The sequence below is a fragment of the Pseudomonas sp. 05N433 genome, from assembly GCF_056396925.1.
Genome location: NZ_JBFTML010000025.1, coordinates 1 through 14964 on the forward strand (window position 1 = coordinate 1; position 14964 = coordinate 14964).

Genomic DNA, 14964 nt, shown 5'->3' on the forward strand with positions numbered 1-14964 from the left:
TCGCCTCTTCCGCTTCAGCTTTCTTCTTGGCGTCTTCCGCGGCTTTCTTCTTCGCGTCTTCGACGATCTTTTTCTTCGCTTCTTCAGCGGCCGCTTTCTTGGCCTCTTCTTCAGCAGCTTTTTTGGCTTCTTCTTCGGCTTTCTTCTTGGCTATATCAGCCAATTGTTTCTCTTCGGCCTTTTTGGCTTCGGCGGTCTTCTTCGCTTCGTCGGCTTTCTTGGCTTCATCAGCCTTTTTCGCCTCTTCCGCTTTCTTCGACTCGTCGGCCTTCTTGGCTTCCTCGGCCTTTTGAGCCGCTTCTTCTTTCTTTTGTTCCGCAGCCTTCACCGCTTCCTGCTCGACCTTCTTCTGTTCCATCTGCTCGACTTCGGTCTGACGCGCAGCAGATTTCTGCGCCTCACCCGCGATCTTCTGATTGGTCTGGGTGGTCGCCCGACTTTTCGATTTCAGCTGGTACAGGGTTGCCTGGACAATCGGCTTGGCCGGCGGCAGCTCCGGTGTGAAGGCGAAACTGACGAACAGCATGCCGAACACCAGCACGTGCAAGACAATCGCCCAGACACTAGGCCAGAAGTAGCTTTCCGAGGCGGACGGCTCTCGCAGTTGCTGCATCAGGGCGCCTCGGTAATCAAGCCAACATTACCGACCCCGGCCTTCTGCAACCCGCCCATGGCGCCCATGACGGAGCCATAATCGACGGTTTTGTCGCCACGAATGAACACCTGCGTGCGCTTACCGTTACCGTTGCCAACGCGAATGATCTTGGTCACGGCGTCGGTCATTTGCGGCAAGGTCATGGCCTTGTCCTGCTGCTTTTCGGTGTCGACTTCGCTGCCAAGGTTCCAGTAGTAGGTCTTGTCAGCCTTGATCGAAATGGTCAGGACCTGAGTGTTGTTGTCCTGCGGCAAGGCTTCGCTGGAAACCTTGGGCAGATCAACTTTCACGCCCTGATTGAGCATCGGCGCGGTCACCATGAAGATGACCAGCAGTACCAGCATCACGTCGATGTAAGGCACCACGTTCATCTCGGCAACCGGCTTGCGCTTTTTGCGAGCTCGAGCGATTAAAGCCATTGGAAATTACCTGCTTATTCTTCGCTGGTGTGCACTTTGCGGTGCAGGATCGCCTGGAATTCGTCGGCGAAGGTGTAATAGCGGCCCAGCAGGGTTTCGCTGCGGGCAGCAAAACGGTTGTAGGCGATAACGGCCGGAATGGCGGCAAACAGACCGATCGCAGTAGCAACCAGTGCTTCGGCGATACCTGGAGCCACAGTGGCCAGGGTCGCTTGCTGGGCAGTCGCCAGACCACGGAAGGAGTTCATGATGCCCCAGACTGTACCGAACAGACCGATGTACGGGCTGACGGAACCGACGGTGGCGAGGAACGGCAGGCTCTGCTCGAGCTTCTCTTCCTCGCGGGAGATGGCTACGCGCATGGCACGCGCCACGCCTTCCATGACCGCTTCCGGATCAACGCCCGACTGCTGGCGCAGACGGGAGAATTCCTTGAAGCCGGCACGGAAGATCTGCTCGACACCGGAATCCGGATCAGGGTTGCTGCCAGCCTGACGGTAGAGTTTGGACAGGTCGATACCGGACCAGAAGCGCTCTTCAAAGCTCTCCAGGGCACGTCGACCGGCGCGCAGCAAGTTGCTGCGCTGAAAGATCATGATCCACGAGGTCACCGATGCGGCTACCAGGATCAGCATTACCAGTTGCACCACGACACTGGCATTGCTGACCAGGCTCCACATGGAGGAATGGTCGACGACGTTAGCTTCCACGCTTTATCTCCTGCTTTGAGTGTGTACCCGCGCCGCTCACGTCGGCAAAGGCCGCACGTAGAGCTTCGGGAATGGCCCGGGGTTTCAAACTGTTAGTGCGCACACAGGCCACCAGAAACTGCCCTTCGCAGAGCAGCACGTTATCCGTAGCCCGCCTGACCTGCTGTTTGAAGCGCAGGCTGACCCGGTTCAATTCAATTACTTCGGCGCTTACCAGCAGTTCGTCGTCCAGTCGCGCCGGCGCGTGGTAACGCGCTTCGCTGGAATGCACGACGAACAACAGGTCCTCCCCTGCCAGCGCCGACTGGGCAAAGCCCAGCTCTCGGAGCCGCTCGGTTCGAGCCCGTTCCATAAACTTGAGGTAATTGACGTAATACACGATGCCGCCGGCATCGGTGTCCTCGTAATAAACGCGACAACGATGTGCGAACGGCTCAAGCCCGTTTTGCGCGCGCATACTCTAGTGCTTACTCCTCAGGTTGCCAATCCGGCCAGGCAACTGTTTTTCATTGATTCGCGGCTTTCTGGCTAAAGTACCGTCCTGGGACAGCACAAACCCCGAATAAATCAGCACGCAAAGGTGATTAATCGTCCACGGCATCGAGGAACTCGTCTACCACGGGCATCTCGCCCAATCGTGACGGAATGTTTAAGCCGAAGTGCAAATACGCATGCCGGGTCACTACCCGCCCCCGCGGCGTGCGCATGATATAGCCCTGCTGGATCAGGTACGGCTCCAGCACGTCTTCAATGGTGTGGCGTTCTTCGCTGATCGCAGCGGCCAGACTGTCCACCCCCACCGGCCCACCGTCGAACTTCTCGATCATGGTCAACAGCAGGCGTCGGTCCTGATGGTCGAAGCCACGCTCATCGACATCCAGCAGGTTCAAGGCCAGGTCGGCGATCGGTTTAGTGATGTGGCCCTTGGCACGAACCTCGGCAAAATCCCGGACCCGGCGCAGCAAGCGGTTGGCGATTCGCGGTGTACCGCGGGCACGCCGGGCGATTTCAAAGGCGCCTTCCGGGTCCAGCGGCAAACCGAGAATGTTCGCCGAACGGCTGACAATCGTTGCCAGATCGGCGGTGCTGTAGAACTCCAGGCGCTGGACGATCCCGAAACGGTCGCGCAACGGGTTGGTCAGCATACCGGCACGGGTCGTTGCGCCAACCAGGGTAAACGGTGGCAGATCGAGCTTGATCGAGCGCGCGGCCGGCCCTTCGCCGATCATGATGTCGAGCTGGAAATCTTCCATGGCCGGGTACAGCACTTCTTCGACGATCGGCGACAACCGATGGATCTCGTCGATGAACAGCACGTCATGGGGCTCAAGGTTGGTCAGCAATGCAGCCAGATCACCAGGACGCTCGAGGACCGGCCCCGAGGTGCTTTTGATCGACACGCCCATTTCCTGGGCAATGATGTTGGCCAGGGTGGTTTTACCCAGGCCCGGCGGGCCGAAAATCAGGGTGTGATCCAGTGATTCATTGCGCCCGCGCGCGGCCTGGATGAACAACTCCATTTGCTCGCGAACAGTCGGCTGGCCAATGTATTCGGCCAGGCTGACGGGACGAATCGCCCGGTCCTGGACTTCTTCGCGCTCACGGGGGCCACCCGTAGCGGCGATCAGACGATCAGCTTCAATCACTTAGATCATTCCCTTCAGGGCACGACGAATCATGTCTTCACTGCTCAAACCTTTCTCCTTGATCGCGGAAATCGCCTTGCTGGCTTCCTGCGGCTTGTAGCCCAGGGAAATCAGCGCGCTGACCGCGTCATTTTCGGCGGCAGCGACTTGTTGCGCTGGTGCATCCGGCTGGTTCGGCACCAACGCAAACATGCTCGGTACGGTTTCCCAGGCCTTGAAGCGATCCTTGAGCTCCACCAGCAAACGCTCGGCAGTCTTCTTGCCCACCCCCGGCACCTTGGTCAGCGCCGAGGTGTCCTGGGACTGCACGCAACGGATCAACTCGTCGACTTCCAGGCTCGACATCAGGGCCAGCGCCAGTTTCGGCCCTACCCCATTGAGACGGATCAGTTCGCGAAAAAAGTCTCGCTCACGCTTGCCGAAGAAGCCATAGAGTAACTGCGCGTCTTCACGTACGACCAAATGGGTGTGCAAGGTCAGCGGTTCACCGACCGACGGCAAGCGATAAAGCGTGGTCATGGGCACTTCCAGCTCATACCCCAGACCGTTTACATCCAGAATCAGGTGCGGCGGCTGTTTCTCAGCCAAAGTGCCGCGCAAGCGTCCAATCACGTTTCAGATCCTTGAGCGTTGGCCAGATCAGTGCTGGCGACTGACAGAACAAGGGTTTTGCGCCGACAACACAGGYGCAAAACCCTCATCCCACAAAAAATGATTGCTGATGCTATCAGAGACGCAGGCGCCCGCCACGACTGCGTGCCGCGCCCAGGCCATGAGGCAACAGGCTGGAACGGGTGTGAGCGTGGCAAATCGCGATGGCCAGGGCATCCGAGGCATCGATTTGCGGCTTGCTGGTCAGTTTCAGCATGTGCATGACCATCATTTGCACTTGTTCTTTATTGGCGGCGCCGGTGCCGACCACGGCCTGCTTGACCTGGGTTGCGGTGTACTCGGCAATTTCCAGGCTCTCTTCGGCGCCGGCGACAATCGCCGCGCCACGGGCCTGCCCCAGTTTCAGCGCGGAGTCGGCATTGCGCGCCATGAACACCTTTTCGATGCCCATGGTGACCGGACCATAAGTCTGAATGATTTCACGCACGCCGCGATAGACGATCTGCAGACGCTCATGCAACTCGCCAGCACCGGTGCGGATACAGCCCGATGCCACGTAAACACAACCACGGCCAGTATCGCGAACAATGCCGTAACCGGTGATACGCGAGCCGGGGTCGATACCAAGAATTAAAGTCATAACGCCTGCGAAGCTAGTGCGAATATCTGAGAGTAACCGTAGGAGCTGCCGAAGGCTCGGGCCGCGTTCGGACGATCTTTAAAATAAATAACTGTAAATCAAAAGATCGCAGGCTTCGCCAGCGCCTGCAGGGCTGATGAAGGCTGCGATCTTTATAAAGGCATCAACCGAGCTGCGCGGCCACCGCCTCTGGAATGTCCGCGTTGGAGTACACGTTCTGCACGTCATCCAGGTCTTCGAGCATGTCGATCAGCTTGAGAACCTTCTCGGCGCCTTCCAGATCCAGTTCGGCACTGGTGGTCGGCAACATGACGATTTCCGCATCGCTGCCCTTGAAGCCTGCGGCCTCCAAGGCGTTACGCACGGAATAGAAGCCGGCGAACGAGGTGAACACGTCGATGGAGCCGTCTTCGTTGGTCACCACGTCATCGGCGTCGGCTTCCATGGCTGCTTCCATCAGCGCGTCTTCATCAACCCCTGGCGCGAAGGAAATCTGCCCTTTGCGTTCGAACAGATAAGCCACCGAACCGTCGGTACCGAGGTTACCGCCGCACTTGCTGAACGCATGGCGAACAGCGGCTGCGGTACGGTTGCGGTTGTCGGTCATGCATTCGACCATCACCGCCACACCGCCCGGGCCATAGCCTTCGTAGGTCAGCTCGACCATGTCATCGGTATCGGCAGCGCCGGCACCACGGGCCACCGCGCGGTCGATGATGTCGCGGCTCATGTTCGCACCCAGCGCTTTATCCAGCGCCAGACGCAGACGCGGGTTGGAGCCCGGATCAGCGCCGCCCTGACGGGCAGCGACCGTCAGCTCACGAATCCACTTGGTGAAAATCTTGCCCTTCTTGGCATCCTGACGTTCTTTGCGGTGCTTGATGTTCGCCCACTTGGAATGACCCGCCATAACTCGCTCCGAATTTCTCTTTGAAACATCGCCCGCCACACAGGGAGTGTCGGCCAGCAACAAAAAAATCTTGACCTAAAGAAAAGGCGCATCCCACAGGATGCGCCTTTGCGGTCAGCCTTACTCTGCCTTTGGCGTTTCGCGCAGACGAATGTGCAGCTCACGCAACGCCTTGGCATCTACCACGCCCGGAGCCTGCGTCATCACGTCCGCAGCACTCTGGGTTTTCGGGAAGGCGATCACTTCACGGATCGACTGGGCGCCGGTCATCAGCATCACCAGACGATCCAGACCGAAGGCCAGACCACCGTGCGGCGGCGCGCCATATTTCAGGGCGTCGAGCAGGAAGCCGAACTTCTCTTCCTGTTCCGCTTCGTTGATACCCAACAGACGGAACACCGACTGTTGCATTTCCTTACGGTGGATACGGATCGAACCGCCACCCAGCTCGGTGCCGTTCAGAACCATGTCGTAGGCACGGGACAAAGCGCCAGCCGGGTTGGCTTCCAGCTCTTCRGGAGTGCACTTCGGCGCGGTGAACGGGTGGTGCAAGGCGCTGAAGCTGCCGTCGTCGTTCTCTTCGAACATCGGGAAGTCGACGACCCACATTGGCGCCCACTTGCAGGTCAGCAGCTCGAGGTCATGACCCAGCTTGATCCGCAGCGCGCCCAGGGCTTCGCTGACGATCTTGGCTTTGTCGGCGCCGAAGAACACGATGTCGCCATCGACCGCACCCACGCGATCGAGGATCACGTTCAGGTTGGCTTCCGGGATGTTTTTCACGATCGGCGACTGCAGACCTTCAACACCGGCAGCACGCTCGTTGACCTTGATGTACGCCAGGCCCTTGGCACCGTAGATGCCGACGAACTTGGTGTAATCGTCGATCTGCTTGCGCGGCATGCTCGCACCGCCTGGAACGCGCAAGGCGGCGATACGGCATTTCGGGTCATTGGCCGGGCCACTGAACACCTTGAAATCGACTTCCTTGAGCTGATCGGCAACATCCACCAGTTCCAGCGGGTTACGCAGGTCTGGCTTGTCGGAACCGTAGCGGCGCATGGCCTCTTCGAAGGTCATGTGCGGGAATTCGCCGAATTCCAGACCCAGCACTTCCTTGAACAGGTTGCGGATCATGCCTTCGGTCAGGCCCATGATGTCTTTTTCATCGAGGAAGCTGGTCTCGATGTCGATCTGAGTGAATTCCGGCTGGCGATCAGCCCGCAGGTCTTCGTCGCGGAAGCACTTGGCGATCTGGTAGTAACGGTCGAAGCCGGCCACCATCAACAGCTGCTTGAACAGCTGAGGCGATTGCGGCAAGGCGAAGAACGAACCGGCGTGAGTACGGCTCGGCACCAGATAGTCACGCGCGCCTTCCGGCGTCGCACGGGTCAGGATCGGCGTCTCGACGTCGAGGAAACCGTTCTCGTCCAGGTAGCGGCGGATGCTGGTGGTCATGCGCGAACGCAGACGCAGCTTCTCGGCCATTTCAGGGCGACGCAGATCAAGGAAGCGATAACGCAGGCGGGTTTCTTCGCCAACGTCAGAGAACTCGTTCAGCGGGAACGGCGGTGTTTCCGATTCGTTCAGCACTTCCAGCTCGTAGCCCAGGACCTCGATCATGCCCGACGCCATGTTGGCGTTGGTTGCACCGGCCGGACGCAGGCGAACCTTGCCGGTGATCTTCACGACGTACTCGCTGCGCACGCGATCGGCGGCGGCGAAGCTCTCGGCACGGTCCGGATCGAACACCACCTGGGCCAGACCGTCACGATCACGGATATCGAGGAAAATCACCCCGCCATGGTCACGGCGACGGTGAACCCATCCGCAAAGGGTAATTTCCTGGCCTTCCAGGCTTTCGTTCAGTTGGCCGCAATAATGGCTGCGCATCATGGTAGTGGTTTCACTTCTCGTAATTCGAAATTCGGGTGGAGGTCTTGCCACACCACCGCACTTGAATAAGGTGCCAGATGATGCAAGAGCTCGCGCTTGTCGTTCAACCCGGGCGCTAGACCCTAGTCAGCTTTGTCGCCACCGGCCAGATTTTTCTTGGAACCGGTCTTGAAGTCGGTTTCGTACCAGCCGGTGCCACTGAGGCGGAAACCGGGCATGGACAGCATCTTTTTAAGCTCTGGCGCCTGGCAGGCAGGGCAGTCGACCAGCGGTGCTGCGCTGATCTTTTGAATGGCTTCCAACTGATGACCACAGGAAGCACATTGGTAATCGTACATCGGCATGGGGGTTGTCTCGGCGATCAGATTGCTACCGCGCATGCAGGGCTTCGCGGCAAAGAGCGGGATTATATCCATTAAATGCAGCCTGTGCAGCCGTAAGACTGCACAGACCGACACTCGACTCATTCAGCCGCTCTCGCTAAGCCATGATGGGGCAACTGCCCTCCTTCAGGCTGTGCACGACGCAGACAACCCGCACCAGCCCGGTGAAATTTTTCACCCCGCCATGGCGCAAGTGCACCTCGCGATCCACCTGAGACAACAGCGCACTGACCGAGCAGCAATTGACCTTGGCCATGTTGCCCAAAATATCCCAATAGACCTGCTCAAGCCGCAAACAGGTCGCAAAACCATTCAAACGCACCGACCGGGATAAGGGCTGGGCCAGCCCCATATCGAATTCGCCGACAAGTGAATCAATCCTTATATCCTTGAGTGGACCGTTCCTCCCCTCGCCTTGCCTGTCTTCATGAACCATACCGTTGACACTCCTTTGTCATCCTTGCTGCTTGTAAGGGCCATACTCCGTTTCCTTATAAAAGCGCAGGCGCTACGGTATATCCAGATGACTTTATGACCATCAACGTAGGATAAGCCAACAACGAAGGGGCGATCATGGAGCTCGTCCTAGGCCGGACGATTTCCTACGAAAACTGACGCAATATCACTCAACGAAAAGGCGAAAGATCCGAGAAACACAGCGCACGAATAACACTTGGCATCGTCATCCGCGCGCCATGCCAATGGAAACACCGCCGGACCGCCTGATTTGAGTAGCCGCAGGCTTTGCTGTTAAATAGGCAGTGTGTCGCTACCACCTATTTTCCGGGGGCTGCGCATAGGCTGATATCAGGTACGTGCCCAACGCCTCTTATTGTTCTGAAGCGAACCGTGCTCTATCAGCTCTTCCTTGTGATCCGTCTTAACGTGAGTTAATCAAAATGTTGAAAATCGTCCACCTGCTAATGGGCGCAGCAGCCCTGCTGCTGTCCTTCATCCCTAGCCTGCGATCCGAAGCGGTACCTTACCTGCAACAACCCGATGCGCTTTACCTGGCCTTTTTCGGCCTGCTCAACCTCACCCTCGCGCCTGTTATCCCTTACTGGAACAAAGGCCCGCGTCATCAATTGCAAAACCTGGTCAGCGCTTTGCTGGTTCTGGCTGTCGTACTGCAAACCCTGACGCTGATCGCTCCGATGCCTGTCATCGCCGGTCAACCTGCCGTTCTGTTCAGCCTGGTCGCTGCCCTGATCGCCGTATTCCTGCACCTGGCCATCAGCTTCTACAAATCTTCACCAGCCGCCGCCGCGCCAAGCTATGACATGAGCAACCGCGATACTGGCACCGTCAAATGGTTCAACACCTCCAAAGGCTTCGGCTTTATTTCCCGCGACTCCGGCGATGATATTTTCGTGCATTTCCGGGCGATTCGCGGTGAAGGCCACCGCGTTCTGGTGGAAGGTCAGCGCGTGGAGTTCTCCGTCATGAATCGTGACAAAGGCCTGCAAGCCGAAGATGTGATCGCCGCACTGCCGCGCCGCTGATTCAAGGCTAAAAAAAACCGCGAACAGCTTGGCTGTTCGCGGTTTTTTATTGCCTGTTTCTTAGTAATGAGGCGGTGGTGCCTCTTCTTCTTCAAGCGTCGCAAACTGGCCGGCCATTTCCTCCTGCCGCTTGAGCAACGCCGACATTTGCAATTGCAGACGCTCGACCATCCGCTGCTGCGCCACCAGCACATCATTCAATGCCTGGATGGTGTCATCCTGAAATGCCAGTCGGCTTTCCAGATCGGTAACGCGTTCGCCCAGGCTCATGATTCAGCCCTCCAGAAACTTGAAATCGTCGGTCAACACCAGACGCAGTCGCTCGCGAATCGTCGCGATCTGCTCTGGACTGTATGGCTTGGCCTCCTGTTTGCCCCAGATCGGAGCTGGCCAGGCGGCGTCCTCACGCTTGCGCACAATCACATGCATATGCAACTGATTGACGACGTTACCCAGGGCCGCGACGTTCAACTTGTCCGCGTCGAAAGAGTCCTTGAGGATTTCCGCCAGCTCAGTCGTTTCCCGCCACAGCTGCTGTTGATCTGCGCCATCCAGCTGAAATATTTCACTGATATCCTCGCGGCGTGGCACGAGGATGAACCAGGGGTAATTCGAATCATTGGACAGCAGTAACCGGCAGAGCGGGAAATCGCCGATTGGCAACGTGTCTTGTTGAAGTCGTGGATCTAAAGCGAACACAGCGCACACTCCCCTCTGGTCATCCTTTTTCAGCTTAGCGCCCCCACCGAAAGACGGCGCACCAAGCGACAGGACGGCAGCATACCTGCGAATGCCATGCGCTTCACGACGAACTGCCGCCAGCACCGCCCTGCGGGCGCGCCGAGATGCGCCATTTTGATTCGGGACGCACCATGACGGAACCGGCCATCACGGAAAAAACGCCGAAACAGCCCATAAACAACGCACTGTTCGAACCCACGGCAACGCCACCATGTGTGAATTCAGTACAGGAAATAAAATTTTTTGCACCAAAACCGCACAACGCGTCTACGCTCAGTGCGTCAGCATCCGCCAATTACTCACTGACGGGGTGAACCGGTAACGTTTTTGGTTGTCACCTCGCAGCTCCAATGTGGTAACCACGATGCAAAGCATGGCGTCAAGCCTAAGAAAAACGAGCTTGACCCCCCCGGTTTTATGAGGTTTTTACAGCAACAGGCAGGCTTTCAGAAAAAAACAGCAACAGAACTCTGGTTTGTGCACGCTTGTTGCATTCACCCCCGTATCGTCTATAAGTGCTCCGCTGGAAGTGGAAGCCTTAAGGCCAATAAAAACAGTGGCAGGGTTGCCCGATGGAGATTCAAGTGCAGGACCAGGGACTCTTTTTTACCGATGCTCAAGCCCTGGAAAACAGCGCTGAAGTTGTCAGTCCGATTGCGTCGGGACTGTGAATTTGCGACATCTACCCAGCCATTTGCGACAGGGTCGTAAAGAAGCTGAAAGGTTAGATGTGCAAGTATCGCCAATAGGGTCGGCGTGATATAAGTTTGCGCCGACACAAAAAGAAAGAGCCGCCCAGATAATAAAACAGGTGGGACGGCAGTACTCTTCTAAAAACCAAAGGAGCAAATCACGATGCGCGTGATGAAGTGGAGCATGATCGCACTGGCAGTTGCAGCAGCAGCCAGTACTCAATTGGCTACGGCCGCACCTTTCGTAAGTGACCAGGCTGACGCCAAAGGTTTTGTTGAAGATAGCAAGCTCGACTTGCTGGTTCGCAACTACTACTACAACCGTAACAAGAAAGACGGCGCCGTCGATGACAAAGACTGGACCCAGGGCATCCAGGGCATGTACAGCTCGGGCTACACCCAAGGTCTGATCGGTGTTGGCGTTGAAGCTTGGGGCCAACTGGCCATTAAGCTGGACGGTTCCGACAAGTATTCGGGTACCGGCAACATGCCCGTGGGCAATGATGGCGAAGTCGAAAACAACCAGGGCAAAGCCGGCGCTGCCGCCAAGTTCCGCATCTCCAAGACCGAGCTGAAAATCGGCGACATGCAGCCAAGCACTTCTCCGGTGTTCGCTGTAGGCGGCTCCCGCATCCTTCACCAAACTGCCAGCGGTATCCAACTGCAGAGCAGCGAAGTCAAAGACCTCGACCTCGAAGCCGGTCACTTCTACTCGGCGACCAGTCAGGACCGAAATGCCCGTGATGGCGACCTGTGGGCAACCTACGCTGGCGTGAAAGCCAACTCCATCGACTACTTCGGTGGCAAGTACGGCATTACCCCAGACCTGAGCGTGTCGCTCTACGGTGCCAAGCTCGAAGACATCTGGAACCAGTACTACGCCAACGCGAACTACACCCTCGCATTGGGTGGCGATCAGTCGATCAACTTCGACGGTAACATCTACAACACCAGGGACACTGGTAGCGCTAAAGCAGGCGAAATCAATAACACCGCCTACTCCCTCGCTGCTGCTTTCTCGTTCCTGAAGGCACACACCATCACCCTGGGCTTCCAGAAAGTGAATGGCGACACTCCGTTCGACTATATCGGCGTGGGTAAAAACAACCGTGGTGGCGACTCGATCTTCCTCGCCAACTCCATCCAGTACTCTGACTTCAACGCCCCTGGCGAGAAATCGGTACAGGCCCGTTACGACCTGAAAATGGCCGAATACGGCATCCCTGGTCTGAGCTTCATGACCCGTTACGTGAAAGGTTGGGACATTGACGGCACCAACACTCCAGCAGGCAGCCCTTACGCTGGCCTGTACGGTGCAGACGGTAAACACCACGAAACCAACGTGGAAGTTAAATACGTAATTCAGTCCGGCCCAGCTAAAGATCTGTCGTTCCGCATCCGTCAAGCATGGCACACCGCCAACGCAGACGAAGGCGAAGGCGATATCTCTGAGTTCCGCCTGATCACCGACTACCCGCTCAACATTCTGTAATTGCAGAAAGTTAGTTCGCGGTAATCAAAAAAAGGCCCATCTTCGGATGGGCCTTTTTTATTGGCTACAGCATTGTGTTTAAAGGATCGGGGCTTGCAAAATGTTTGACCAAAAGGTCAGACATCAGTTGATTGACTGTTCCTTACACCGCCGCCGATTCCTGCACCACGCGAATAACCCGCTGCGGAAATGGAATATCGATGCCGGCAGTCTTCAAGCGATCGCGCGATTGTTCGTTAAACATGAACATCACATTCCAGTAGTCGGCAGTCTTCACCCACACCCGTAGAGAAACAGTGATCGAACTGTCGCCCAGTGTGGAAATCACCGCTTCCGGTGCCGGCTCAGTCAACACTCGCGGATCCTTGGCCAGGTCCAGCAACACTTCACGGGCCTTCTGCAAGTCCGCCTCGTAGTCCACACCCACATCAAATACTACTTTGCGGGTCGGCTGACGGTTGGTGTTGGTGATGATGCCGTTCGACAGATTACCGTTAGGCACGATGATGGTTTTGTTATCGCCTGTGCGCAGAACAGTGTGGAAGATCTGGATGCTGTCGACAGTACCGGCAACACCTTGGGCTTCGATCCAGTCACCGATACGGAACGGACGGAACAACAGAATCAACACGCCGCCGGCGAAATTCGCCAGGCTGCCCTGCAGGGCCAGACCGATGGCCAGGCCGGCCGCACCGATAGCCGCGACGAAGGAGGTGGTTTCCACACCGATCATCGACGCCACGCTGACGATCAGCAGAACCTTGAGGATGATGTTCGCCAGGCTGCTGATGAAGCCTTGCAGCGCCAGGTCGGCGTTGCGCAACGCCAGCAGGCCGCCCAGTTTTTGCGTGACTTTGTTGATCAGCCACCAGCCAACGGCCAGGGTGATCACCGCCAGCAACACGCGGCTGCCGTATTCCATGATCATCGGAATCCAGGCTTGAGACGCCTTGACGAGGTTGTCCACTTCAGCATTCAAATCCATCTTCTTTCTCCTGATTTCCGGCTACCCGGCACGCAAAAAATGAGCGGCAGAAAGACCGACCCCATAAGGCCCGATCGTTTCTGCCGTTGCTTGGGCCTCGGACGTCGAAATCGCCGAGAGGTTCCCGCTTGAAAGGTCAGTCGCGGAAGTTATTGAACTGCAGCGGCATGTCGAAAGTTTTGGCGCGCAGGGCGGCGATGGCTTCCTGCAGATCGTCACGCTTTTTACCGGTGATACGTACCTGCTCACCCTGAATGGCAGCCTGGACCTTGAGCTTGGCATCTTTGACGTGGGCGACGATTTTCTTCGCCAGCTCTTTGTCGATGCCTTCCTTGAGGACCGCTTCCTGCTTCATCAGCTTGCCCGACGCGTAGGCATCCTTGACTTCAAGGCATTGCACGTCGATCTTGCGCTTGACCAGGGCCAGCTTGAGGATCTCGATCATCGCTTCGAGCTGGAAATCGGCTTCAGCGGTCAGGTTGACGGTCAGGTCTTTTTCCTTGAACTCGAAGCTGCCCTTGCCTTTCAGGTCATAACGACGATCGAGTTCCTTGACGGCGTTCTCGACCGCGTTGGTGACTTCGTGTTTGTCCAGTTCGGATACCACGTCGAACGACGGCATGTAATTTCTCCAATAAAAAGGCGCGCTCGATAACGATGGAGCGCGCTTGGCTTGCGGTTAAAATCGGGCTCATTATAACGGGTCTTTTCCAACCGATACTGCGAGCCTCACATGCCAGCGACAAACCGAGTAAAAAGCTGATGTCTACCCCTTGGCATGTTCTGGGCGCCGGCAGCCTCGGCACGTTGTGGGCCACCCGTCTGGCACGGGCTTCAGTACCGGTCAGGCTGATCGTACGGGACGCGGCGCGCCTGCAGGCCTATCAGGCGGCGGGCGGGCTGACGCTGGTCGAGCACGGCGAAGCGCAGCTGTACCCGGTGCCCGGCGAAACAGCCGACAGCGACGGACCGATCAGCCGTCTGCTGGTGGCCTGTAAAGCCTATGACGCCGTAACAGCCGTGGCCCAACTCTCCCACCGACTGACACCGGACGCCGAACTGATCCTGTTGCAAAACGGCCTTGGCAGCCAGGACGCCGTCGCCGCGCAAGTCCCGCATGCCCGCTGCATCTTCGCTTCCAGTACCGAAGGCGCGTTTCGCGATGGCGACTGGCGTGTGGTGTTTGCCGGTCATGGTTACACCTGGCTGGGAGATGCCGGCCATCCAGTGGCACCGTTCTGGCTGGAGGACTTGAGCGACGCCGGCATTCCCCATGAGTGGAGCACCGACATTCTCACAAGGCTGTGGCGCAAGCTGGCGCTCAATTGTGCGATCAACCCGTTGACCGTCCTGCACGAATGCCGCAACGGCGGTTTGCAGCAACATCAGTGCGAAGTGGCCACCCTGTGCGCCGAACTCACCGAACTGCTGGAGCGCTGCGGCCAGCCAGCGGCAGCCGAAAACCTCCGGGAGGAAGTCGAACGGGTGATCAAGGCTACCGCGACCAATTTCTCCTCGATGTACCAGGATGTCGCCAATCAGCGCCGCACCGAAATCAGCTACCTCTTGGGCCATGCCTGCAAAGTTGCGTCGCGGCATCAGTTGAACCTGCCCCACCTCAATCAATTGCAGCAGCGCTTGATCGATCATCTGCACAGCCTTGGATTGCCCAGCGACTGAG

18 protein-coding genes are annotated in these 14964 nt (G+C 57.4%); 3 read left to right on the forward strand and 15 right to left on the reverse strand.

Translation table 11 applies throughout. The features are described 5' to 3' along the window. From tolA to AC1DIS_RS14920, 11 genes are all read right to left on the reverse strand, one after another. The coding region (gene tolA, locus AC1DIS_RS14870) for a cell envelope integrity protein TolA (protein ID WP_477780947.1) at window positions 1-613 on the reverse strand (613 nt) is incomplete at its 3' end. Next, entirely contained in the window at window positions 613-1065 is a 453-nt protein-coding gene (gene tolR, locus AC1DIS_RS14875) for a protein TolR (protein ID WP_167331185.1), read from the reverse strand. The genes tolR and tolA, both read right to left, overlap by 1 nt. A gap of 23 nt (window positions 1066-1088) precedes the next feature. Further along, window positions 1089-1784, reverse strand: a complete 696-nt coding sequence (gene tolQ / locus AC1DIS_RS14880; protein ID WP_018926498.1) for a protein TolQ — start codon at window positions 1782-1784, stop codon at window positions 1089-1091. Continuing rightward, entirely contained in the window at window positions 1774-2241 is a 468-nt protein-coding gene (gene ybgC, locus AC1DIS_RS14885; RefSeq protein ID WP_007933231.1) for a tol-pal system-associated acyl-CoA thioesterase, read from the reverse strand. The genes tolQ and ybgC overlap by 11 nt, the downstream gene beginning before the upstream one ends. Before the next feature lie 127 nt (window positions 2242-2368). After that, window positions 2369-3430: a Holliday junction branch migration DNA helicase RuvB gene (gene ruvB, locus AC1DIS_RS14890; protein ID WP_018926499.1), complete on the reverse strand. Its 1062-nt coding sequence runs from the start codon at window positions 3428-3430 to the stop codon at window positions 2369-2371. Further along, a complete protein-coding gene (gene ruvA, locus AC1DIS_RS14895; RefSeq protein WP_007933256.1) occupies window positions 3431-4042 on the reverse strand; it encodes a Holliday junction branch migration protein RuvA in 612 nt (203 codons plus the stop codon). Between the two features lie 115 nt (window positions 4043-4157). Further along, window positions 4158-4682 carry a crossover junction endodeoxyribonuclease RuvC gene (gene ruvC / locus AC1DIS_RS14900; RefSeq protein WP_018926500.1) on the reverse strand — a complete coding sequence of 175 codons (525 nt, stop codon included), beginning with the start codon at window positions 4680-4682 and terminating at the stop codon, window positions 4158-4160. Window positions 4683-4845: 163 nt separating this feature from the next. After that, window positions 4846-5592: a YebC/PmpR family DNA-binding transcriptional regulator gene (locus tag AC1DIS_RS14905; RefSeq protein ID WP_018926501.1), complete on the reverse strand. Its 747-nt coding sequence runs from the start codon at window positions 5590-5592 to the stop codon at window positions 4846-4848. Between the two features lie 120 nt (window positions 5593-5712). Further along, window positions 5713-7488, reverse strand: coding sequence for an aspartate--tRNA ligase (gene aspS / locus AC1DIS_RS14910; RefSeq protein ID WP_018926502.1), 1776 nt, complete (start codon window positions 7486-7488; stop codon window positions 5713-5715). Window positions 7489-7610: 122 nt separating this feature from the next. Continuing rightward, window positions 7611-7832: an FmdB family zinc ribbon protein gene (locus AC1DIS_RS14915; protein ID WP_010457489.1), complete on the reverse strand. Its 222-nt coding sequence runs from the start codon at window positions 7830-7832 to the stop codon at window positions 7611-7613. 136 nt (window positions 7833-7968) lie between these two features. Further along, window positions 7969-8307, reverse strand: coding sequence for a ribbon-helix-helix domain-containing protein (locus AC1DIS_RS14920; RefSeq protein WP_477744549.1), 339 nt, complete (start codon window positions 8305-8307; stop codon window positions 7969-7971). Window positions 8308-8770: 463 nt separating this feature from the next. Here AC1DIS_RS14920 and AC1DIS_RS14925 point away from each other — a divergent pair, with 463 nt between their 5' ends. Beyond that, on the forward strand, window positions 8771-9373 hold the full coding sequence (locus AC1DIS_RS14925) for a cold-shock protein (protein ID WP_019651434.1): 603 nt from the start codon (window positions 8771-8773) through the stop codon (window positions 9371-9373). Between the two features lie 60 nt (window positions 9374-9433). Here AC1DIS_RS14925 and AC1DIS_RS14930 read toward each other — a convergent pair whose 3' ends face one another. Together AC1DIS_RS14930 and AC1DIS_RS14935 are read right to left on the reverse strand one after the other, a co-directional pair. Further along, window positions 9434-9643, reverse strand: coding sequence for a SlyX family protein (locus tag AC1DIS_RS14930; protein ID WP_018926506.1), 210 nt, complete (start codon window positions 9641-9643; stop codon window positions 9434-9436). 3 nt (window positions 9644-9646) lie between these two features. After that, complete coding sequence (locus AC1DIS_RS14935) at window positions 9647-10072, reverse strand: HIT family protein (protein WP_018926507.1); 426 nt, start codon at window positions 10070-10072, stop codon at window positions 9647-9649. Window positions 10073-10969: 897 nt separating this feature from the next. Between AC1DIS_RS14935 and AC1DIS_RS14940 the strand changes: the two genes are divergently transcribed. After that, window positions 10970-12298 (forward strand): OprD family porin, encoded by a 1329-nt coding sequence (locus AC1DIS_RS14940; RefSeq protein ID WP_018926508.1) that lies wholly within the window; start codon window positions 10970-10972, stop codon window positions 12296-12298. Window positions 12299-12440: 142 nt separating this feature from the next. On the opposite strand, the gene AC1DIS_RS14945 is transcribed toward AC1DIS_RS14940, so the two are convergent. Together AC1DIS_RS14945 and AC1DIS_RS14950 are read right to left on the reverse strand one after the other, a co-directional pair. After that, window positions 12441-13283, reverse strand: a complete 843-nt coding sequence (locus tag AC1DIS_RS14945) for a mechanosensitive ion channel family protein (protein ID WP_064616353.1) — start codon at window positions 13281-13283, stop codon at window positions 12441-12443. Window positions 13284-13419: 136 nt separating this feature from the next. Further along, entirely contained in the window at window positions 13420-13905 is a 486-nt protein-coding gene (locus AC1DIS_RS14950; protein ID WP_018926510.1) for a YajQ family cyclic di-GMP-binding protein, read from the reverse strand. A gap of 140 nt (window positions 13906-14045) precedes the next feature. Here AC1DIS_RS14950 and AC1DIS_RS14955 point away from each other — a divergent pair, with 140 nt between their 5' ends. Then, window positions 14046-14963 carry a putative 2-dehydropantoate 2-reductase gene (locus tag AC1DIS_RS14955; protein ID WP_064616351.1) on the forward strand — a complete coding sequence of 306 codons (918 nt, stop codon included), beginning with the start codon at window positions 14046-14048 and terminating at the stop codon, window positions 14961-14963. Window position 14964: the final 1 nt, after the last annotated feature.